The sequence below is a fragment of the Rickettsia asiatica genome, assembly GCF_007989425.1.
GTDB classification, from domain to species: domain Bacteria; phylum Pseudomonadota; class Alphaproteobacteria; order Rickettsiales; family Rickettsiaceae; genus Rickettsia; species Rickettsia helvetica.
Window position 1 is genome coordinate 1,216,076 of record NZ_AP019563.1, and the last position, 22,435, is coordinate 1,238,510.

Consider the following 22,435-nt stretch of genomic DNA (forward strand, 5'->3'; position numbering starts at 1 on the left):
TGCCGCGTCGCTTCGCTCCTCGCAATGACATTAAAATAACCTTATCCCAAAACGTAGATTTTTAAAACAAATTAATGTTGATCTGATAAAGGTTTTTGAAGATCGAGAAGCTTAGTTGCTATTTCCGCTTCACTTAAATTCGTAGCGTTAATAGCCGTTTCCGTAGCTATATTAATATAATTTGCCGTTACTTCGGTTACACCGCTGGAAATAAGATAAGTGTTTTCAGATTTATGCATATCATCTATATAAACCTGCACTAAACCGGCTTTCAAACTAACAATCATCGGAGCATGACTTGGCAGCACCCCAAACATACCTTCCTCACCCGGCATTGTTACCATTTTAGCTTGCTTTTCAAATGCAATACTTAAAGGCGTAATTATTTTGACTAGAATTGTTTCGTTCATGGGTTCATTATATTTTTCGTCATTGCGAGGAAATTGCATAGCAATTGACGAAGCAATCTCAGGAGTTTGTTATTATTCCATGAGATTGTCACGCAGCCTACGGCTGCTGCTCGCAATGACGATTGTGGTCACGTTTATCATTTCAACATCTTTGCCTTCTCAATAGCCTCTTCTATAGTTCCGACCATATAAAAAGCAGCTTCCGGTAAATCATCGTATTTACCCTCTACAAGTCCTTTAAAACCTGCTATAGTATCGGCTAGATTAACAAATTTGCCTTTGCTACCTGTAAATACTTCGGCAACATGGAAAGGCTGCGATAAGAAACGCTGTATTTTTCTAGCACGTGCCACGGTTAGTTTATCTTCTTCGGATAGCTCATCCATACCTAAAATAGCGATGATATCCTGCAATGATTTATAAGTTTGTAAAACCTGCTGCACTTGTCTTGCTATGCTATAATGTTCTTCACCGACAATCATCGGATCAAGTACCTGAGAATTACTATCCAACGGGTCAACTGCCGGATAAATCCCAAGCTCGGCTATCTGACGGCTAAGTACTGTTGTAGCATCTAAATGTATGAAAGAAGTAGCAGGAGCAGGATCAGTTAAATCATCCGCTGGTACATATATAGCCTGTACGGAAGTTATTGAGCCATGCTTAGTAGAGGTGATACGCTCTTGTAGTTCGCCCATATCGGTTGCAAGAGTAGGCTGATACCCTACCGCTGACGGAATCCTACCGAGTAACGCTGATACTTCAGAACCTGCTTGAGTAAAACGGAAAATATTATCTACAAAAAATAAAACATCTTGCCCCTCATTCATATCTCTAAAACTCTCTGCAATGGTCAGACCACTTAACGCAACTCTTGCCCTTGCTCCAGGCGACTCGTTCATTTGTCCATAAACAAGAGCCACTTTTGAATTTTCCGGTTTCTCAAGATCAATCACACCTGAGTCAATCATTTCATGGTAAAGATCATTACCCTCTCTAGTTCTCTCGCCGACTCCTGCAAATACGGTATAACCACCGTGTGCTTTAGCTACGTTATTAATAAGCTCCATAATTAACACGGTTTTACCGACTCCTGCACCGCCGAATAATCCTATCTTACCGCCTTTAGTATAAGGAGCAAGTAAATCAACAACTTTAATACCGGTTACTAATATATTACGCTCAGTTGACTGATTGGTAAAATCAGGAGCAGGCTTATATATAGAAGAAATATTTGAGCTTTTAATGTCTCCTTTACCGTCAATTGGCTCACCTATAACATTCATAATACGCCCAAGCGTCTCAGTACCTACAGGAATACGAATAGGACTACCTGTATCTATTACTTCTATGCCCCGCACTAACCCTTCCGTAGAATCCATAGCAATACAACGCACCGTATCATCACCTATATGTTGTGCTACTTCCAGCACTATCCTTTGTTTATCGTTATAGCACTCTAGAGCATTTAAAATTTCCGGTAACTCACCGTTATTCGTAAATTTTACATCCACCACTGCTGAAATAATCTGAGTAATTTTCCCGATATTCTGTGTCATTATTTTTTCTGTTAAGATAATGTTCTTATAAAAAATGTCATTGCGAGAAGAAACTGAAAGTTTCGACAACGCAATCTCAGAATATTTGATGAGATTGCCACGCAGCCTACGGCTGCTCGCAATGATGGTAACTAAACCGCTTCTGAGCCGGCTATAATCTCTATCAACTCCGTAGTAATAATAGCTTGTCTTGATCTATTCAACTTTAAAACTAACTTGCTTATTAAATTATTAGCATTATTTGTTGCATTTTCCATAGCGGTCATTCTAGCCCCCTCCTCACTTGCTCTACTTTGTAGTAAAGCATAATTTATTTGGGAATTCACATATAAATTAATTAGATTAGAAATTAGATTCTCCCCCTCATACTCAAAATGATCATTTTCTACTGCAGAATCATCTTGATATTTTTCTACCGGTAAAATCTGTTGTCTAGTCATAATTTGAGTCATTGCGTTTTTAAATTTATTAAAATATATAACACAATTACTAACTTCTAAATTCGCAACTAGCGACATAATTTTTTGTTTTACTTGTAGCATCAAATTTTCATCATAAATTTTGGGTAACTCAAAATAACTATCAATATAATTTACATATTGCCTTTTTAGTGCTTCGTAACCTTTTTTTCCAATAATGATAAGTTTTATTTGTTCGCCTTTATTTTCTAACTCTTTAATATCATTCTTAACTTGCTTAATTATACTGTAATTAAACGTTCCGCATAAACCACGCTGTGATGTCATAACTATCAATAAATTTGCTTTATTCGGCATGGTATTAAAAAATTTCTGCTCTTCTATAGATAACTCATACATATCAATTGATAATATAGCAGACATCATTTTACTAATAGCCTTAATATAAAAATTTGAATTGGCTATTTGACTTTTTATTTTTGCCATTTTAGAAGCTGATACTAGTTGCATTGCTCTAGTAATCTTTTGTGTAGATTCAACGCTTTTAATTCTAGTTCTTAACTGCTTTAAATTTGACATACTTATTTAGTATTTTTATGTCATTGCGAGGAGCGGAGCGACGCGGCAATCTAATCAAATATCCTGAGATTGCCACGCTCCTTTTAGTCGCTCGCAATGACGATTTGGTATCCACGCAAAAACAACATCATCTGATTTAACAAAATCCTTAACAAAATTTTCTAAAAATGCTTTTAGTTTCTGCTCGGTTTCTTCGGTTATACATTGCTCATTTTTTATTGATTCCAAAATATCTTTTTTATTTAACCTTATCTCCATAAGCATTTTATCTTCAAATTCTTTTACTTTCTGAAGCGGTACATCATTTAAATATTTCTTAGTTCCGACATAAATACTTACTATTTGTTCTTCTACCGGAAAAGGATGATATTGAGCTTGTTTTAATATCTCAACTAATCTTTTACCGTGATCGATTTTTGCTTTAGTGGCAGGGTCTAGATCTGATCCAAATTGCGAGAAAGACTCAAGCTCTCTAAATTGAGCAAGTTCTAGCTTTACCGAACCTGCTACCTGCTTCATAGCCTTTATTTGTGCTGCAGAACCAACTCGGCTTACCGAAATACCGACATTAACGGCAGGTCTTACGCCTTTATAAAATAGCTCGCTTTCTAAGAAAATTTGACCGTCGGTAATTGAAATAACATTTGTTGGGATATATGCGGATATGTCACCTGCTTGCGTCTCGATTATAGGAAGAGCAGTAAGTGAACCGCTGCCTTTGTCCTCTGACATTTTAGCAGCACGCTCAAGCAACCTTGAATGCAGGTAGAACACGTCACCAGGATATGCTTCTCGCCCGGGAGATCTTCTAAGTAATAATGAGATTTGTCTATATGCGACAGCATGCTTACTTAAATCATCATAAATAATAAGTGCGTGCATGCCGTTATCACGAAAATATTCGCCCATGCTACAGGCAGAATAAGGGGCAATGAATTGAAGAGCCGCAGCTTCCGAAGCAGTAGCCGAAACAACGATTGTATAGTCCATGGCTCCGGCATCTTCTAGTTTTTTTACTATCTGTGCAACACTTGATCTTTTCTGCCCTATAGCTACATAAATACAATAAATTTTATCACTTTCATTAGTAAGTGAGTGGGCTTGTTTTTGATTGATAATAGTATCGACGGCTATAGCTGTTTTTCCGGTTTGCCTATCACCGATTATTAACTCTCTTTGCCCTCTACCTATTGGGATTAACGAATCTATAGCCTTTATTCCGGTTTGCACGGGTTCGCTAACACTTGTTCTTTCTATTATTCCCGGAGCCTTCATCTCGATATGTCTATACTCTTTACTTGTAATATCGCCTTTGCCGTCAATAGGATTACCTAGAGCATCAACAACGCGACCAAGCAAAGCTTTTCCTACCGGTACTTCTAAAACTTCTTTAGTTCTTTTGACATTATCGCCTTGCTGTACTTGGTTATCATCCCCCATAATTACAGCACCGACGCTATCATTTTCCAAATTTAAAACAAGACCCTTAACACCGGATTTAAATTCTATCACTTCACCGGATTTTACATTAGCAAGACCGTAAATTTTGGCTATACCGTCACAGACGGTTATTACTTGCCCTACTTCCTCAAGCTCACTTAAGCAATTAATATTAGCTATTTCCTTTTGTAATATTTCAGCTACTTCAATAGGCTTTAGTTTCATGTGGTTTACGTCTCCTAATTTTCTTGTCATTGTGAACGAGCAAAGCGAGTGCAGCAATCTCAGGAATTTAGTACTGCTTCATGAGATTTCCACGTCAAGGCTTCGCCTTTCCTCGCAATGACGATATAAATATCTATACAGCAACCCTAATTTTTTTAAAGCTTTCGTTATTTTATCTAAACTACCTTTTATCGAGTAATCTTGCAACATACTATCATATTTAATTACAATACCGCCAATAATAGTACTATCTATATCAAATAATATTTCTGTTTTTTGATTTAATTCTTTTTCTACACGAGATTTAATCCACTCCTGCTCTTTAGGTTGTAACTTATTTGCAGAAATAACCTGAACTATCTTTATATTTTTACTTTCATATAGTAAAGTATTATAAGCATCTACTATATTAGATAAAATAGCAGTACGAGAATTTTTTACCAATAACAATAAAAAATTTTGTACTATTGTACTAATTTTGATATTTTTTGCTAACGAATTGACTGCGTTCATTTTGTCGTTCTTATTCACTATAGGAGAAAATAAGAACTCTCTAATATCAAAATTATCGGTAATTATACGATTTATAGAGGTAATTTCTTCAAAGATCTTATCTTGTATATTATCAATCATAGCGTTATTAAATAACGCTACTGCATAATTCTCGATTAAATTACCTTTGTTCATTTTTTTAATTATATTTAAATATGTATTGCTCTATCATAAGCGGTGAGTACTGATTCATGCATCATTTCCGATAAAGTCGGATGCGGGAAGATAGTGTTAATTAAATCCAACTCCGTTCCTTCTAAATTTTTTGAAACCGCATATCCTTGTATTAATTCAGTTACTTCTGAGCCTATCATATGAGCTCCGAGCAATTCACCCGTCTTAGCATTAAATATAGTTTTAATTAAGCCATCACTATCACCGCTTACTAAAGCTTTGCCATTAGCTATAAAAGGGAATCTGCCTATTTTAAGCTCATAACCTAAGGCTTTTGCTGCTTCTTCAGTCAAACCTACACTTGCTATTTGCGGCGAAGAATAAGTGCAGCCGGGAATATTATGTTTATTAATAGCATGCGGTTTTAAGCCCGCGATGTTTTCCGCTGCAATAATACCTTCATGGCTTGCTTTATGAGCTAAACAAGGCACTCCTGCTACATCGCCTATAGCATAAATTCCTGATTCCGCAGTTTGCATTAATCCGTTAGTAGTGATATAGCCGTTTTCTACTTTAATTTTTGTTTTCTCGAGTCCTAAATTTTTGGTATTCGCCGTAATACCTACTGCCATAAGCAAGATTTCAGCTTGTAATTTTTGTGTTTTACCGGATAACTCTAGCTCAACTTCTATCGTATCTTTTGATTTTGTTTGCTTAATTAATTTAGCATTTGTAATAATTTTTATTCCCTTCTTCTCAAAATTCTTATGAGCGATTCCGGCAATTTCCGTATCTTCGGCAGACAATATTCTAGTATGAGCTTCGATTACGGTAACATCCACACCGATACTATTATAAAACGAAGCGAATTCTATACCTATTGCACCTGAACCTACGATAATCATAGATTTCGGCACATGCTGCGGTATCATAGCTTCTTTAGAAGTCCAAATTTGTTTACCGTCAGGCTCAAAGCCTTTTAAAATCCTAGATCTTGCTCCGGTAGCTATAATAATATTATCTGCTTTTACTGTAGGTTTATCATTTATACTTATTACCTTATTTGCTTCAAGTTTTGCTATCCCGTCTATCACGGTCACTTTGTTTTTTTTCAATAGTAACTTAACACCGCCTGCAAGCTTATTTGAAATCTCTCTTGAACGCTCAACTATTTTCTTAATATTAACTTCTGCAACACCGGCATCAATTCCATAATCTTTAGCATGTTTTATATATTCAAAAACCTCAGCAGATTTAAGCAGGGATTTAGTCGGTATACATCCCCAATTAAGGCACATCCCTCCTAAATGTTCTTTTTCTATTAATACAACTTTTTTCTTTAATTGTGCTGCTCTAATTGCTGCAACATATCCACCTGGACCACCGCCTATAACGGCTACATCGTATTGTTCCATTTTATTTTTATTTTGTTAGTTTTGTTATTCGATGTCATCCCGTGGACAAGCCACGGGATCCAGTAATTTAAGTTCTTAAAATTAAAAGCTCGATATATCTCGCTTTACGCTGGATTCCCGCCTTCACGGGAATGACATTTATATAGCATTTAGTAGACGAAGTTTAATTTGGAAAAGAGCAAGGCGTTTTATATTTTTTGACCGCAGCGTACATACTAGTACGTGAGGATCAAAAAATATAAAACAACAACGCCAATTTTTCAAATTAAACGAGTATACTGCTTTTTAGCATCCATCTATTCTTTTCATGCACTTTAATCCGTCCAATAATCATATCGGCTGTACCCTCGTCGCTCTCTGCTTGTGCTGCTTTGAGTCCCTTATATAATGTATCTCTAATAATATCTTGATCTTTTGTTAGACTTTGAAGCATTTCATTTGCTGTTGCGTTCGGATTTGCCTCATCTATAGATGCAAGTTTTATTAAATCTGATAATGCGGGGACTTTAGCACTTAAACTTCTTATTCTTTCGGCAAGTTCATCTAAGCTTTCAGCTAAATCTTCATACTGCCCCTCAAATAATAAATGTAGACTTCTAAACTCTGCTCCTTCTACATTCCAATGATAATTCTGTGTTTTAAAATATAAAGCATAGCTATCTGCTAAAATTTGCTCTAAAGCTTTTACTACTTGCATAACATCCTCAAAATTTATGAACTTTTTGACTTTATAATATTTCTTTAAATACTTCAAGAGATAACAAAATTTATAATCCAGCATTACCTAGAAAGAGTAGATATCGTCATTGCGAGGATGCATTGTTGCGAGGAGCGAAGCGACGTGGCAATCTTGTCAAGTATCCTGAGATTGCTTCGTCAATTACTTTGTAATTTCCTCGCAATGACATAAAAATTTCATTTTTTTATTAATTCCTTTAGCTTTTCTTTTGCTGCTTCTTTAGAGCGTCGTCCTGCATAAGAATCATAAGTTTTATTATCTTCAATAAAATGTATAAAGAAAACTGTTCTGTCATTTTTTTGTAACCAACCTACAAACCACCCAATTTGTTTATCTTTTAACTTTATGGTTCTATCTTGGCTAAGTTTATTACCGCTGCCTGTTTTACCGTAAAGCTTCCAACCATCTATAAAATCTTCAATAAACAAAATATTTTTAGTCATTTCTTGGGCTTTAACACTTACCGGCAATTTATTCTCTGCTAATTTTTGAAGAAAAGTTAATTGTTCTTCCGGTGAAATTTCTAAAGAACTAGAAAGCCATGCATTAGTTAAACCGTTATTCTTGCCTTTATCTCCTGAAATATCATGATTACCATAATCAAATTTTATTACATAATCACGGAATTTTTCAATACCTAATTCTTTGGTAATAACCTGAGAATACCAAACACAGCTATTCTTCATCCAATCTTTAGGTGTTTGGGGATTGTTTCCAAACTTCAAGATAGTCAGCATATCCTTCTTTAAAAGGTAATTTTGGATGAGTTTCATCAATTAAAAACCCATCATCATAACCCATTAAACTTATAGCAATTTTAAATGTTGAGCATGGAGCATAACGAGACTCGCAATTACCTTCCCGTTTAATAAATTTATCATTTTCTTTAACTAAAAAACAATCCGCTTTAATTATAAAAGGTATAGTAAGTGATATTAGGGCAGTTAGATATAAAATAATTTTTTTCATATAATTAAAACTCCAAATAAATAAGTAGGTAGACGAAGTTTAATTTGGAAAAGAGCAAGGCGTTCATATTTTTTGACCGCAGCGTACATACGAGTACGTGAGGAGTAAAAAATATAAAACAACGACGCCAATTTTTCAAATTAAACGAGTATATTTAATAAATTTCTTGAGACTGATCCTCCTTACTCGGTACATAATCAAAAATATCATTATTATCGTGATTATCAATCATATCTTCATTCTCAAGCATCTGAAAATTATTGACTTTAAATGCTTCTATCACGCTACCGTTTGGCGTAATTTTACCGGTCGCTCTATCTACTGCTAATAATTTTATTGAATCAGGGACTTTGAAAGGCAACGACGGTTCATCCTTATAAGCGTTACTCATAAAATCAATAAAAATCGGCAATACTACGTTTGAACCTGTTGCTCTTTTTCCAAGCTCTTTCGGTGTATCATAGCCAACATAACTACCTACTACTATTTTGGGTGTAAAGCCTACAAACCATGTATCTTTACTATCGTTACTAGTACCGGTTTTTCCGCCGATAATTTTCCCTAACTTCTTCGCAGCATAACCGGTTCCTCTATCTATTGCTCCTGTTAAAAACGAAGTAATTTGATAATCACTAGCTTCATCCGTAACTCTATAGATATCTTCTTTCGGTATTTCTAATATTGCGGTATCTAAATTGCTATCCGAAACATTACAAGAAAGACATTCTCTATCATCTCGCCTATAAATAATTTTACCGTTATGGTCTTTAATTAATTCTACAAAATGAGGCTCAACTTTTTTACCGCCGTTAGCAATAATTGCATAAGCATTAGTCATTCTGCTAAGTGTGGTTTCAATTGAACCAAGTACCATAGAATAAACTTTTTTCGGTTCATTATTAATACTAAATCGCTTAATTATATCAACGATTTTTGTAAGTCCTACGGCAGTTGCTACTCTTACGGTTATAAGATTACGAGATTTTTCAAGCCCGGTACGCATAGTGATTTCACCTAAAAACTTACCCTCATAATTTTTAGGACGCCAACTAGGCATACCCGGACCTTGCGAAATCTCAATAGGTCCATCGTTAAAAATCTGATTCGGCTTAACACCGTTTTCAAGAGCTGCTAAATAAACAAAGGTTTTGCTTAAAGAACCGGGTTGACGAAGTGCCTGTGTTACTCTATCAAATTTACTTGTGGAAAAATCATAACCGCCAACACTTGCAAGTACCTGTCCGGTATTTGGGTTCATAACCATAATAGCCCCGTTTACTTCAGGGATCTGACGAAGAGCATAGCCGTCTTTTATAGACTCAACTACTATCACGTCACCTTTTTTAAGCAAAGCCTTAACTGATTTAAGGTTACTTCTTGCCCATTTCATTTCAGAAATAGGAATTTTAGATTTGCTGCCGTCTATAAGTCCAATCTCTGCATGGTTGTCGGCCACATCTAGAACTACGGCTAATTTATACTCTAAAAGAGACTGAGGCGTAGGTAATTTTTGTAGCTCTTCTTGCCAATTATCAAGAGGAATATTAGCAATAGGTTTTCTAAAACCACGCTTTCTATCAAACTCCCTAAGTCCTTTTCTTAGAGAGTTTTCAGCTAATTGCTGCATCTTTGCATCTAAAGAAGTAATAATAGTAAGACCTCCGGTATAAAATTCCTCTTTGCTATTTAGCATCTTAATTACTTCTTCTCGAACCTGCTCGGCATAATAATCAGCCGTAACAGTTTCTTCTTTAGCTCGTTTACGTAAAACTATCGGGCTATCCATAGCTTCTTTCGCAGCATCTCTTGTTATATAACCATCTTCAAACATACGTGCTATTACATAATCACGACGAGCTTTTACTCTAGCGTAGTTTCTTTCTGGATTAAGTTCGGAAGGGGCTTTAGGCAGTGCCGCAATAAAAGCTGATTCTGCAATGGTAAGTTCCTCTACGGATTTATTAAAATAATTTTGTGCAGCCGCTGCAACGCCGTATGCACCGCGACCAAAGAATGTTTGATTAAGATATAATTCTAAGATTTGATCCTTAGTAAATACTCTTGAAACCATATAAGAAAGAATCGCTTCTTTAATCTTACGTTCAAGAGAAACCTCGTTAGTTAGCAGAAAATTTTTAACCACTTGCTGAGTAATGGTAGAGGCTCCTTCCATACGCCTATGATGTAAATAATTAGATATATTTAAAAATGCCGCTCTAACTATTCCAAGCAAATCGACGCCAGGGTGGTTATAGAAATTCTTATCCTCAGCTGCAATAAAACTTTCTATTAGCGAACTCGGTACGCTATTAATCGGTACAAATACACGACGTTCAAAAGCATACTCCTCCATTAGTTTGCCGTCATGGGCATAAATACGCGTTACCGACGGGGGATAATAACGTGCAAGCTGTGAGTAATCAGGTAAATCACGTGAATAGTGATATATTATATACCCCACAATCGCACAACCTATTAGAATAAGCACGGCAAAAATTTTTAAACAAAAAAGAAGAGATTTATACATGACTTATAATATTTCGCCGGTTAAACTATTAAGTGAAGCCTTAGTAATTTTTACATCAATGATTTTACCAAGTAAAGATTTATTAGGGTTTTGGATATATACAGACTGCATGTATGGAGTTTTACCTATTATTTGACCGTCGAATTTACCATCGCGATCAAATAGAACTTTCATAGTACTACCAATACAACTTTCATTAAAAGCTAGTTGCTGAGCCATGAGTTCTTTTTGCAATATAGTTAATCTCTCTGATTTCATGTGTTCCGGAACTTGATCCATTCTAGTTGCTCCTGGCGTGCCAGGACGAGGACTATATTTAAACGAATAGCACTGACCATATTTTACTCGGCGGACCAAATCTAAAGTATCCTCAAAATCTTCATCTGTTTCACCGGGAAACCCGACAATAAAATCAGAAGATAACACTATATCGGGTCTTGCTTCTCTTAAGCGATTAATTATATCAAAATAATAATCCCGATCATGTTTGCGGTTCATGGCTTTTAATATTTTATTTGAACCTGATTGCACCGGAAGATGTAAAAACGGCATTAATTTGGGTTCAGTGCTATGCAGTTTTATTAGATCATCTGTCATATCTATCGGGTGTGACGTAGTATAACGTAATCTCTCTAAATTTGGAATTTGTGCTAGATGTTTGAGTAAATCGGCAAGACTGGATATCTTGTCATCTAAGCCCTTACCGTGATATGCATTGACATTTTGTCCAAGCAGCATAATTTCTTTAGCACCACTGCTAACTGCTTTTAATGCTTCTCTATAGACCTGCTCTACATTCCTTGAAAATTCAGCACCTCTAGTATAAGGTACTACGCAGAAAGTGCAAAATTTATCGCACCCCTCTTGTACCGATATAAAGGCACTTGCTCCCTGCGGATATAATTGCTCCGGCAACTGATCAAATTTTGCTTCTTCAACAAAATCAAGATCGATTAAATGTTTTTCGTGTCTGACGACTTTAGAGATTAATTCCGGTAGATTATAATAAGATTGAGGACCGACAACAATATCAACATAAGGAGTTCTTGTAAAAATTTCCTCCCCTTCCGCCTGTGCGACACAACCGGCTACAACTATTATGGCAAAGTTTAAGCCTTGTTTTTTTCTCGTATCTTGTAGTTTCTTAATACGACCGAGTTCAGAATAAGTTTTCTCGGCTGCTTTCTCTCTAATATGACAGGTATTTAGAATAATAACATCCGCATCCTCAATATTTTCCGTGGGCTCATAGCCAAAGGGATAAAGCAAATCCTGCATCTTAATGGAGTCGTAAACATTCATCTGACATCCATAGGTCTTAATATAAAGCTTCTTACTCATAAAATTTTTAATATTATAAAAAGTTTTATATTATACTATATTTAAATAATTTTATCAAATTTTAAATAAACTGAAAACGCTATCCATCTGCTCTTCTTAACTTAATTAATTCATCTACTAGAGAAATTTTTTCTCCTGTAGTATTCATATAATCTTGCACTTTTGCTTGTAATCTTGCTAAAGCTTGATTTGGAGTAGTAAATACAAATTTTTTATGAGCCCTATCTTTTATTTTCTTTTTTGCCAATTATTAATATTTTATGATGAATATTATTTCTTTACCTCATTTTTAAAATATTGTCAAATAAGGATAAAAATACCATTTTAGAAAAAAGCAATATATTATTTTTTATTTATAAATTCAGTTAAGCTTTAAACTAATATCTTGACGTATTAATTTTATCCATGTAAATTTAACATTGGATATTAAATTTACATGGATAATGATTGAGCGTTTTTTAGCAAAAGATATTAAATCTTTTTTAAATGAGTTTTCAGCGGTAGCTATTTTAGGCCCAAGACAAGTAGGTAAAACTACTTTGGCAAAAGAAATAGCAGAACAAATATCTCCTACACCTTTATATTTAGACTTAGAGAAGCCTTCAGATTTGGCAAAATTATCTGATCCTGAGCTTTACTTTCAAACTCATTCTAACTATTTAGTGATTATTGATGAAATTCAAAGAATGCCGCAGCTTTTTCAAGTTTTATGTAGCGTTATTGATGAAAGACGTCAGCAGGGGCAAAAAGTTAAACAATTCTTACTTCTTGGTGCTGCCTCTAAAGAATTATTAAAACATTCTTCGAAATCTTTAGCAGGTCGTATAATTTATACTCAGCTTTATGGTTTTAATATTCAAGAAGTTAGAAAAGCCGGATATATTGATAATAATTTATTATGGCTTAGAGGCAATTTTCCCGATAGCTTTCTCAGTGCTTCAGATAATAGCAGTATGAATTGGCGGCAATCTTTTATCATGACTTATTTAGAACGTGAAATACCTCAGCTTGGCTATAATATATCTACAGAAATTTTACGTAGAACATGGACTATATTCGCTCATTGCCAAGGCGACTTATTAAATGCTAGCAAAATAGCGGCAAGCCTTGGTATATCAGTACCTACTATAATGAGATATATCGATCTATTTGAGGATTTATTCCTTATAAGATTGCTAAGGCCTTGGTCTAGTAATGTAAAGAAACGATTAGTCAAAGCCCCCAAACTATACATTCGCGATAGCGGTATCCTACATGCATTATTAAATATTAAATATTATGATGAACTACTTGGACATTATATTCTCGGAGGGAGCTTTGAAGGATTTGTAATAGAAAATATTTTATCTATAGTTAAAAATCAAATGAATAGTTGGTTTTATAGAACCGCCGGAGGGGCTGAGGTAGATTTAATACTAGAATCAAGCATAAATAATCTTACAGCCATTGAGATTAAAAGATCACTTACTCCTTCCATATCAAAAGGTTTCTATAATGCATTGCAAGACTTAAAACCAAAGAAAGCTTATATAGTATACCCGGGAAAGGATAAATATTACCTTAATTCACAAGTTGAAGTAGTTCCTTTGCATTATCTTCTTAATCTATTAAAAACAGAGTTACAATAGTGTCATAATTTAGGCTTTGTTGTATGGATCGGCTTACCCGTCATTGCGAGGAAATTGCATAGCAATTGACTAAGCAATCCAGTAAAAAATGCTAAAAATTAGCATTTTTTTAATTATTTTTTGGATTGCCACGCGATCAAAGATCTCTTGCAATGACGACTCGGTATCCACGCGGGCAATGCTGAGCTAAGAATGACACTAAACCCCTACCGATTAATTCTTGCTAGGTAGATTCTTTCGGTGATTTCTTTTAATTTTTCTATTCGCTCTATTAAATAAAGCAGCTGTTCTTTTGTAATTTTATAATTTTTATCATATCTTGCATCAACATAAGCTTTTTCAAGAAGCTCAAAACATTTCTTTTGTTCTTCGGTTAATTGAGGAAACACAGTCCATAATTCATTATCATAATTTCCTGCCATGCTACCTAATTTTGTACATTATGTAATTTAGGTTTGTAATTAGAAAAAACTAATAAAATAGCACTATATAAACTTTCCGTAGCTTGGTGTAACAAGAAAGCAGCAACGGCATATCGATCTTTTTTTAAATAGTAAGCTACTCCATCTAGAAAGTCTTTACCTTTATCAAACCATTCTTCAAAATAATCTTTAGCGATTTCTTTCACTTCACTCCAAGGTAAATCTTTAGCCTCACTAAGTGTAAATTCACTGCTATCTATATATATAGAATACCCTCTTTTTTGATATTGGTGAAAAAATAACGTCCTTTTTCTAACTGCCTATTTACTTCATCTATTGACTCAAGAATTATCGATATTAATGAATCATACGGGATAATTTGTTTAGGATTTATTACTCCTTTCTTTTCTAACCTCTTATATATTTTATCTTCCAACCTTAAAGTAGCATACCCTTTATATTGACCTTTTTTCAGAATTATCAAAATATCAGTATCGCTATGATAGCCGTTAGGTAGATCACGTACCCAATCGCCTCTAGCAAAAGAGCCGTACAAGATAATCATAGCGATTTTATCCTGTGCAATATCTAAAATCTGCTGCACTATAAAATTAAGCTTAGCTTGGATTTTTAGAGAACACTCGGGTAAAGTGGTTTTCATTTAAATATTTAATTTTTTTTATTTCCGCTTGTAATGTTTTTATTTCTTCTATTGTAAGCTTAGTATATCGTGCTATTTTCTCTATAGGTTCGTTCTCTATTAGCATTTCTTTTGCTGTTTCAATTTTTGCCTCAGTTTTACCTTCAGCTTTACCCTTAACTTCGCCCTCTTTAAACTTTGCTTCAAATTTTGTCTATTTCTTGTTGTATAGCCATTTCTGCCCTAAAATAATCATCATGCTCCCTTTCTGTCCATTTATATTGTTCTAAACTTGCATATGCCGATAACACAATTTCATTTTTAATTTCTTTTGGCGGTTCTTGTTCTTGCAGAGCATATTTTAATAAATGCAACCATTCATCGGTATCAGTCTTTAAGATCATTTTTTTTAAATTTTCCTAGTGCAATAAATACATAAGTTAATGAAAACAAATATTATTTATGGGTATCGCTTTCTTTTATATGATGATAGCTAATATACGGCAATTCATCGGGCAAAGCTTTTGTTCCTATAATAGCAATTTATTACTACTGGCAATAAATCCTTATGCTTCATGCCCTTTGTAATTTGATTAACGTAGGTATAGCAACCGTAAAGCTGTGTTCTATTAAGATAATCTTTCTCCATTTTACGCTGCATTTCGATTATATACCATCTACCGGTTTCATCTTTAACTTTTAGATCGAATAAACTTCTTTTTCCTTCAAGAAATAAAGGTAACTGTTCAGTAGTTATATAAGTTAAATCTATAATTTTATCTCCTTTCGGTAATTTAAGGATAGCATTAAGTAAATCTATTAGTTTCACTTTATCGCTAAATAATTTTTTAAATGCGACATCATTTGTACCGTCTAAATATCTTTGCATAAATAATTATATCTTTAGTAAGTTTTCATATATAGTAAATTAACCCTAGGTAGTAAATAGTTTTATTATTAAATATTTGATTAATACCTATCATTATTATCATATACTCCCCAAATTGCTTTCTTTGAGATCCATCCCGTATAGTCTTTACATATAATTTGACAGAACTGTTCTTTACATTTTTTTAAACCACAACGAACTTTTGGCATTAATTTTGCTATAACTCGGCTTTTAGGACCTGCGGATTTGGTAAGTTCTATTTCCTTATCAGAGGTAATAACCACTGATCTTTTACCTGATAAAACGCTTGAATGTATCCAACCACCCTCACCGTTAATGTCACGTACTTGTCGCCATTGTTCGTACTCTGCAATTATTTCTACCGGTTCTCCTTTTTTAATAAAAACCCATTCTACGGCAGATTTAGTGGTTGGTCCGCTCCTTGCATTTACTTCATTAGATTTTATTGAAACAAATCTCGGAATAGGCAATTTTTTATTATCGGCGTTAATTGTTGTTGATAATATTACAATAATTAAAGTAATAAGAATTTTAATCATTATCTTCCGCTTCAGATAAAGCATCCTCTTTTTTTGCTATTATATAATTACCAAGCCTAAATTGTACTTTTATTCTATTAATTTCCTGCTCGCTAATACCTATATTTTTTAGGACTGTTCCACCGATTTGTAATCCAGTCTCATAACTTTCCGGAATAATAGTTGTGGCACCTAAATCATAAAATTCTCTAGCATTTTTTAAATTTTTTAACTTAACGACAACCGGTATATCCTGATAATTACCGCTAATTGTTTTAAGCGATTTCTTGATAGTTACTTGATTATTCATAGTAAGTATTATAGCGAATGCTCTTTCCGTACCTAATGCCTTTAGAGTATCGGCTTGCGATACATCACCTTTAAAAACCGGTAAACCGTTTGATAGCTCTTCTTTGACTCTATCATCATCTAAATCAAGTATTACGTAACTTATACCTTCCGCTTCCAAAACTCTTGCTACCATTTTACCGGTATTACCGAGTCCGGCAATAATGATATGGTTTGTTAAATCTCTTGCACCAAGCTCAATCATTTGAGTCGGAGTTTTACCGAGTCCTTTATCAACTTTCTCGGCAATCTTTTTCCCTAAAGCTGCGAGTAATGGAGTAAGTGCCATAGTAAAAGTAACTACGAGTAATAATATATCGGCAGTACTTTCTTCCAATACTCCGCTATCTTTACCTAAACTGAATAATATAAAACCAAACTCTCCGCCTTGCGATAATAATAAGCCTGAATAAAAAGCAACTCCTTTATTAAAACCGAATAAAATACAAAAAGCCGTTATGATTAAGGTTTTTATACCTATTAAAGCAATAGATAAAGTAAGAATATGAGATATTTTTTCATACATTTCTAGTGCGTCGATATTCATACCGACGGTCATGAAAAACAATCCTAAAAATAAACTTTTGAAAGGATAAATACTTTCTTCCGCTTGCAATCTAAATTCAGTTTCCGCAACTAATACTCCGGCAACAAATGCTCCTAGAGCTAAAGATAAACCAAATGTTTCGGTAGCCCAAGCAGCAGAAAGTACTATTAACAAAGTCATCGAAATAGGTAACTCGCTTGCATTATTACTTTCTGATGAAATGAATGAAAATACAGGACGAAGAAAAACACGACCGACAATAAATATTGTAAGTAAGGCCGTTACGGCTTTTAAGAGTGCAATACCAAGAGCAACTGCAATCGATGCTTTATTGTTACCGGCAAGTAACGGAACTATCACAAGCAATGGCACTACGGCCAAATCTTGCAGTAACAGAATAGCTAAAGAAATTCTTCCTATTTGTGTCGATTGGCTACGATTTTCTTCAATAACCTGCATAACAAGTGCCGTAGATGAAAGAGCAAGGCCGCCGCCGGTAATAATAGCCGCACTACTATTACCGTCTATAAGTACCATTGCACCGGCAATTACTATAGCAGTCGTTAAAACTTGCAAACTACCGAGACCAAAGACATATCGTCTCATAGCTTTTAATCGCTCGAAGGATAACTCAAGACCTATTGCAAATAATAGAAATACTACACCAAGTTCACCTAGTAACTTAGTTTGGTCATATGTTACGATTTTTAAACCGTGATCACCTATTGCAGCTCCCGCAATTAAGTAACCAAGTACTGGACTTAATCTAAGACGCTTAAGTATAGCCACGATAAAAACCGCAGTGCCGAGTAAAATTATAACGTTAATAAGAATATGATCGTTCATCTTTTCCAAATTTCTTCTAGCTTAAAATGCTCCCGTACTTCAGGATAAAAAATATTAATTAAAATAGTACCTGCATCTATTAGTACCCATTCTGATTTACCAAGCCCCTCAATATTACTATTTATACCGGCATTATTTTTTAATTCTAAAGCTATATATTCAGCAATTGCTCCAACATTTTTAGTCGAACGACCGCTAGCAAATATAATATAATCGGCTAATTTATGTTTTCCTGTTAAATCAATTACCTCAATATCTTCTGCTTTTTTCTCACTCAAACATTCTAAGATAAATAATTTTAATTCTTCAGCTTCTTTTTTCATAATAATTAATAAATGACATAATAATATTAATTAATTATATGCATAAGAGTAGAGTTTATCAATGAATGTTTAAAATTCTATAATAAAAATTCATATAAAGCTTTAATTTAACCAAAAAAACTTTAATTAATATTTAGGCTTTTATATCTAAAAAGTGATAAAATAATGGCAATATCTGCAGAAGAGTTAGAAAAAATACTTAAGGAATCCTTTCCAAACAGTATAATAAAAATTACTGATTTAGTAGGAGATCAAGACCATTATGCATTAGAAATATCAGATGATTTAATGGACTTTCTTTAATTAATCAACATAAATTAGTAAAAAACGCCCTGTCTGAAATATTAAATAAAAAACTATAATGATTCCTCAAAAATAATTACAAATACTAATATAATAAATCCTGCACAAATTCAATTTATTATTTAATTTTCAAGCTAGCAACTCTTCTAGTCTTTATATTTTTATTCTTCTTTATTATAAATTATTTTGATTGTCCTAAGTCTATGGGGATTTTGCGTGACACTTCATTATTGTCTTTTGAATATATAAGGAGTAAAAATAAATTTTACTCCTTATTAATTTATGTAGATTTACTCTTCAAGTTGTTTTTCTATCCATCTCTTATGTTTTTATTCATCTAAAAGACCTTGTTTTAAGGTTTTTGATGCATCATGCCATTTATTATTATACTCATTTAATCTTTCGTAAGCAGTATTAGTATCTTCTTCATTTGTATGCATAGCATATAATATAGCTTTATCATCAACTAAATCAGCAAGTATCACTTTACCTTTTGTTAGCCATTGCTTACTGCTCGGTCCTTTTACTGTTTTCTCGTTATGTTTTGATAAAAGTTCATTTAACTCTTTTACATGTCTTTCATGATCTGTTTTTTATAGTCCTTAATTAGTTAATTCTATTAATAGCAGTTTTATATGCTTCGATAGCATCGTAATCAAGCTCTATGAAGTTCTTTTATTGCATCGGCAAAATTATTTTGGGTTCCTACTAAAGTTGTCATGTTAGCCTCCTTAATTTTTGGTTGCAATTATAAGCCTACTCCTTAAATTTTTTCAGGTCAAGGTTAAAAAAACAACAATAAAAATAAATTTTTTATAAGTAAACAGTAATTAACTTTATTGTTAAGAATAATAGTTTAATTTAGGTTGACTTACCATATAAATTTTTCTACCATCATATATAGAGTTACTGAAAACGAAAAAAGTGGTTCTGTATTATTAACTAACCCGAATATTTAGGAGGGAACTATGACTAATAATAACAAAGGCTTCGCCTCTAGGGACAAAGAAACAAGTAAGAGAAATAGCTGCTAAAGGAGGGCATGCTTCTCATAAAGGTAGCCATTAGGATAATAGATAGAAAATATTAAATAGCGAGCTATTCAGGATAGGAACTTATCCTGAATAGTGATAAGATAATCAAGGAAATTATTAAGTTTCGTCTTTGATTATAAAATTTACTACTCAGTTAAGGATAGGAATTTTATAGTTCTTATCCTTAACTGATGTAGGTTTTTAGAAGTTTACTTTAAGTCTTAGCGTAACCGGATTGAGCATGGTATTTTTTAGCTAAGTTCAGCCCATAATGCACTCCATACTCCATTCTGCCTTTCTTAAGTACTACCCCCTGCTCCTAAATCATACAGCATTTTAGTAGGTTTAGGCGTCGGTACCGGTAAAGGCTCATTAAGACCGTTAAGATCTGCAACGATTGCCGGTGTTTTACCTTTAAAGTCGTAATTAATAAAAGCATGGACTTGCGGTTTAATTATAAATTCATCCTTATAGAAGGTTGTTGTAATTTCACCGCCGAGTATACCCTCAACCTTATTATATTGACGCTTCTGAATAGTTAGGTTTTGGAAAGAAGTACCGTATTCCTGATAACTGGAATCTTTAATCTTAGTAAGTCTGAGTCCTGCCATCGGTACAAATGAAGTTTCTTTCCATAGATAATTATAACCCCCAACTACTTGACCACTATAAGAAGTTGAATGATACTTACCGTGTGCCGTTTCATAACCGCCTATAATATTACGTAGTGCATTAGTTTTAATATCGCTTCATGAATAGGTAGTTACGCCTTCTACAAACCAGTTATTTATAAAGTTATATAAACCGTATATAGAACCCATATTAGTTCCGACCTTAGTAGTATTGCCGGCTTTGGCATTTTGGTAACATAACTTCGTATCGATTCTAGTATAAGCAGCACCAAGAACTATATTATCGTTTATAACGGTATCGACCCCGATTGAGCCACCGGTAGATTTAGCTTTATAACCGCTAAGTCCGTTAAAGGCTTTTTGTACCGCTTTGCTGTAATATGGGCTAACCCATACTCCGTAAACGGAATTATTAGCGTTACCTTCATCAAGTTCACAGTCACTGCCTCCCCCCCTCCGACAGCTGCACCTCTCTTACGTGAGGTAGCATCTTCTGCTGCAGGATTTGCACCATCCTCTGCAGCGTCTTTAAGAGTCTTAAGTCTCTTACCTACTTCTTGAGTACCGGTGTTTGTATTATCATGTGCAGCATTAAAGCCGTCATTCGCGTTAGAACGACTTATTCCGCTACCTGAATTTACACCGCTACCTGTACCTGAAGAATTATCTCGGCTACTACCTATAGCAGGCATACCGCTATCGGAACTGCCTCCCCCATACCGTTACTATTATTAGCAGGAGAAACACCTGTTGCTGTAGGATTACCGCTATTACCGTATGGACTGCTTCCACCATTGGTAGCACCACCGTTAGAGCCTGTACCACCATAGCTTGAGCCACCTGTGCCTACACTACCGCCTGATGCCGGACCATTATAGCTTGTGCCGCCTGTACCGATATTGCCTTCTGTAGTGCTACCCGTGCCGGGACCGTTAGGATCAAAGCCACCTCCGCCTGTAATCGGAGTAGTCGGAGTATTATATCCTGCCGGATTGCTAGGCGTTACGTCGTAGCCGCCCGGAATGGTAGGCGGAACATATATATTGTTAACTACACTACCGCTAGTTGGTGGCAGCTGTAGAGGGCTAAAACCTCCAACACTTGGACCGACGAAGGGACCCATAGGAGTGATAAGCGGGGTAGTTATTCTATGCGTTCCAATTGAAGGACGCTCGATTATAGGTAATAAGTGTTTAATTACTTCACCCCTTTGATCTATCGGCGTATTTACTAAAACATTTGCAACTTTTGCCGCATCACTGCCCGGAGGAGCTTTTATTATCTTACCTATAATATTATCAACAACATTATCTCCGGTTAGCTCTATAGGTAGAGGTAGAAGTATAAACGAACCGTTCGTAATTTGCCATCTGACAAAACCACCTTCGTTAGCAGTAACGTTAAACGGTAAGCTTGCAGCATTACCGACTATTATACTCTCCTGCTCCGCTAATGATAGGATAAGCACTACCCTGCCCAATAGCAGACGGATTATTTTGTGCAGTTAAAAATACTTTAATTGAAGAAACATTTGATAAATCAAAGGTACTACCGCTTGCTAATACTATATACCGCTATTTGTATTACCTGTTTGATCGGCATTTATAGTATCATAGCAAACATTAATAATAAGCTCACCGGTAGGAGTAGCTGATCCCGTATAAGTAACTTTATTATGACCAAGGTCAAAAGTTATATTACTTCCTGAGATATTACCACTGACATTTACGTTAGTATTATCACCGGTAAACATCATTGTCGCCTGATCGGCAACTATGGTACTTGCTCCTAAATCCGACGCAATGAAAGCGGTTTTCTTCGGTACGAAAGTAATAGTATTAGTTCCTGTTATCGGTTTTTGTAGCCATACATCATCATCGAATTTATGGCTACCTCCGTTAATCGGTGCTTGTACTAACACGGCATTAGTGTATTCCGCTGAAGAGTTGTTACTGCTACCTTTGAAATTCTCTGAAACGATTTTTGTTTTGTAAT

At 34.6% G+C, this 22,435-nt stretch carries 23 protein-coding genes and 4 pseudogenes; 3 read left to right on the plus strand and 24 right to left on the minus strand.

All coding sequences use genetic code 11. From position 1 onward, the window contains the following. Positions 1–71 precede the first annotated feature (71 nt). The 11 genes and pseudogenes from RAS_RS07170 to RAS_RS08835 form a co-directional block, all read right to left on the minus strand. Positions 72–410, minus strand: a complete 339-nt coding sequence (locus tag RAS_RS07170; protein WP_147143567.1) for a F0F1 ATP synthase subunit epsilon — start codon at positions 408–410, stop codon at positions 72–74. A 137-nt stretch (positions 411–547) separates the two neighbouring features. Next, complete coding sequence (atpD, locus tag RAS_RS07175; protein ID WP_147143569.1) at positions 548–1,969, minus strand: F0F1 ATP synthase subunit beta; 1,422 nt, start codon at positions 1,967–1,969, stop codon at positions 548–550. A 131-nt stretch (positions 1,970–2,100) separates the two neighbouring features. Continuing rightward, a complete protein-coding gene (gene atpG / locus RAS_RS07180; RefSeq protein WP_147143571.1) occupies positions 2,101–2,967 on the minus strand; it encodes an ATP synthase F1 subunit gamma in 867 nt (288 codons plus the stop codon). 135 nt (positions 2,968–3,102) lie between these two features. Then, positions 3,103–4,632: pseudogene (gene atpA, locus RAS_RS07185) on the minus strand (F0F1 ATP synthase subunit alpha); the annotation flags it as partial. 78 nt (positions 4,633–4,710) lie between these two features. After that, the gene (gene atpH, locus RAS_RS07190) at positions 4,711–5,319 is read right to left on the minus strand and encodes an ATP synthase F1 subunit delta (RefSeq protein WP_147143573.1); all 609 of its coding nucleotides are present in this window, start codon (positions 5,317–5,319) and stop codon (positions 4,711–4,713) included. Positions 5,320–5,333: 14 nt separating this feature from the next. Further along, positions 5,334–6,713, minus strand: a complete 1,380-nt coding sequence (gene lpdA / locus RAS_RS07195; protein ID WP_147143575.1) for a dihydrolipoyl dehydrogenase — start codon at positions 6,711–6,713, stop codon at positions 5,334–5,336. Positions 6,714–6,978: 265 nt separating this feature from the next. Further along, complete coding sequence (locus RAS_RS07200) at positions 6,979–7,410, minus strand: Dps family protein (protein ID WP_147143578.1); 432 nt, start codon at positions 7,408–7,410, stop codon at positions 6,979–6,981. Positions 7,411–7,628: 218 nt separating this feature from the next. Further along, positions 7,629–8,421: pseudogene (gene blaOXA, locus RAS_RS07205) on the minus strand (class D beta-lactamase). Between the two features lie 154 nt (positions 8,422–8,575). Further along, positions 8,576–10,948 (minus strand): penicillin-binding protein 1A, encoded by a 2,373-nt coding sequence (locus RAS_RS07210; RefSeq protein ID WP_147143581.1) that lies wholly within the window; start codon positions 10,946–10,948, stop codon positions 8,576–8,578. 3 nt (positions 10,949–10,951) lie between these two features. Then, complete coding sequence (miaB, locus tag RAS_RS07215) at positions 10,952–12,289, minus strand: tRNA (N6-isopentenyl adenosine(37)-C2)-methylthiotransferase MiaB (protein WP_147143584.1); 1,338 nt, start codon at positions 12,287–12,289, stop codon at positions 10,952–10,954. A gap of 79 nt (positions 12,290–12,368) precedes the next feature. Continuing rightward, positions 12,369–12,536: a hypothetical protein gene (locus tag RAS_RS08835; RefSeq protein ID WP_172616158.1), complete on the minus strand. Its 168-nt coding sequence runs from the start codon at positions 12,534–12,536 to the stop codon at positions 12,369–12,371. 196 nt (positions 12,537–12,732) lie between these two features. Between RAS_RS08835 and RAS_RS07220 the strand changes: the two genes are divergently transcribed. After that, a complete protein-coding gene (locus RAS_RS07220) occupies positions 12,733–13,917 on the plus strand; it encodes an ATP-binding protein (protein WP_147143587.1) in 1,185 nt (394 codons plus the stop codon). A gap of 206 nt (positions 13,918–14,123) precedes the next feature. Here the strand turns inward: RAS_RS07220 and RAS_RS10530 are convergent, their stop codons facing one another. From RAS_RS10530 to rsfS, 8 genes are all read right to left on the minus strand, one after another. Further along, positions 14,124–14,339 carry a HEPN domain-containing protein gene (locus RAS_RS10530; RefSeq protein WP_147143590.1) on the minus strand — a complete coding sequence of 72 codons (216 nt, stop codon included), beginning with the start codon at positions 14,337–14,339 and terminating at the stop codon, positions 14,124–14,126. A 5-nt stretch (positions 14,340–14,344) separates the two neighbouring features. Then, positions 14,345–14,545 (minus strand): HEPN domain-containing protein, encoded by a 201-nt coding sequence (locus tag RAS_RS10535; RefSeq protein ID WP_172616159.1) that lies wholly within the window; start codon positions 14,543–14,545, stop codon positions 14,345–14,347. Between the two features lie 50 nt (positions 14,546–14,595). After that, the gene (locus RAS_RS07235; RefSeq protein ID WP_197734674.1) at positions 14,596–15,000 is read right to left on the minus strand and encodes a nucleotidyltransferase domain-containing protein; all 405 of its coding nucleotides are present in this window, start codon (positions 14,998–15,000) and stop codon (positions 14,596–14,598) included. 182 nt (positions 15,001–15,182) lie between these two features. Then, positions 15,183–15,383 (minus strand): hypothetical protein, encoded by a 201-nt coding sequence (locus RAS_RS10215; protein WP_232049221.1) that lies wholly within the window; start codon positions 15,381–15,383, stop codon positions 15,183–15,185. Positions 15,384–15,487: 104 nt separating this feature from the next. Beyond that, positions 15,488–15,868, minus strand: a complete 381-nt coding sequence (locus tag RAS_RS10220) for an Rpn family recombination-promoting nuclease/putative transposase (RefSeq protein ID WP_232049222.1) — start codon at positions 15,866–15,868, stop codon at positions 15,488–15,490. 80 nt (positions 15,869–15,948) lie between these two features. Continuing rightward, positions 15,949–16,428, minus strand: a complete 480-nt coding sequence (locus tag RAS_RS07245) for an SH3 domain-containing protein (protein ID WP_147143595.1) — start codon at positions 16,426–16,428, stop codon at positions 15,949–15,951. Then, positions 16,421–18,148, minus strand: a complete 1,728-nt coding sequence (locus RAS_RS07250) for a monovalent cation:proton antiporter-2 (CPA2) family protein (protein ID WP_147143597.1) — start codon at positions 18,146–18,148, stop codon at positions 16,421–16,423. Before RAS_RS07250 ends, RAS_RS07245 begins: the two co-directional genes overlap by 8 nt. Continuing rightward, positions 18,145–18,471, minus strand: a complete 327-nt coding sequence (gene rsfS / locus RAS_RS07255) for a ribosome silencing factor (protein WP_147143600.1) — start codon at positions 18,469–18,471, stop codon at positions 18,145–18,147. Before rsfS ends, RAS_RS07250 begins: the two co-directional genes overlap by 4 nt. 165 nt (positions 18,472–18,636) lie before the next feature. Here rsfS and RAS_RS07260 point away from each other — a divergent pair. Next, positions 18,637–18,833: pseudogene (locus tag RAS_RS07260) on the plus strand (BolA/IbaG family iron-sulfur metabolism protein). A 270-nt stretch (positions 18,834–19,103) separates the two neighbouring features. Here RAS_RS07260 and RAS_RS08840 read toward each other — a convergent pair. Next, positions 19,104–19,259: a hypothetical protein gene (locus tag RAS_RS08840; protein ID WP_172616160.1), complete on the minus strand. Its 156-nt coding sequence runs from the start codon at positions 19,257–19,259 to the stop codon at positions 19,104–19,106. Positions 19,260–19,797: 538 nt separating this feature from the next. On the opposite strand from RAS_RS08840, the gene RAS_RS10225 reads away from it, so the two are divergent. Beyond that, entirely contained in the window at positions 19,798–19,842 is a 45-nt protein-coding gene (locus RAS_RS10225; RefSeq protein WP_232049372.1) for a hypothetical protein, read from the plus strand. Between the two features lie 265 nt (positions 19,843–20,107). Here RAS_RS10225 and RAS_RS10230 read toward each other — a convergent pair. The 4 genes and pseudogenes from RAS_RS10230 to RAS_RS10245 all read right to left on the minus strand — a co-directional run. Beyond that, a pseudogene (locus RAS_RS10230) lies at positions 20,108–20,800 on the minus strand (autotransporter outer membrane beta-barrel domain-containing protein); the annotation flags it as partial. Further along, positions 20,728–21,132 (minus strand): hypothetical protein, encoded by a 405-nt coding sequence (locus RAS_RS10235; protein WP_232049223.1) that lies wholly within the window; start codon positions 21,130–21,132, stop codon positions 20,728–20,730. The pseudogene RAS_RS10230 and the gene RAS_RS10235, both read right to left, overlap by 73 nt. After that, a complete protein-coding gene (locus tag RAS_RS10240; RefSeq protein ID WP_232049224.1) occupies positions 21,120–21,908 on the minus strand; it encodes a hypothetical protein in 789 nt (262 codons plus the stop codon). Before RAS_RS10240 ends, RAS_RS10235 begins: the two co-directional genes overlap by 13 nt. A gap of 96 nt (positions 21,909–22,004) precedes the next feature. Beyond that, complete coding sequence (locus RAS_RS10245; protein WP_232049225.1) at positions 22,005–22,361, minus strand: hypothetical protein; 357 nt, start codon at positions 22,359–22,361, stop codon at positions 22,005–22,007. Between the last annotated feature and the right edge of the window lie 74 nt (positions 22,362–22,435).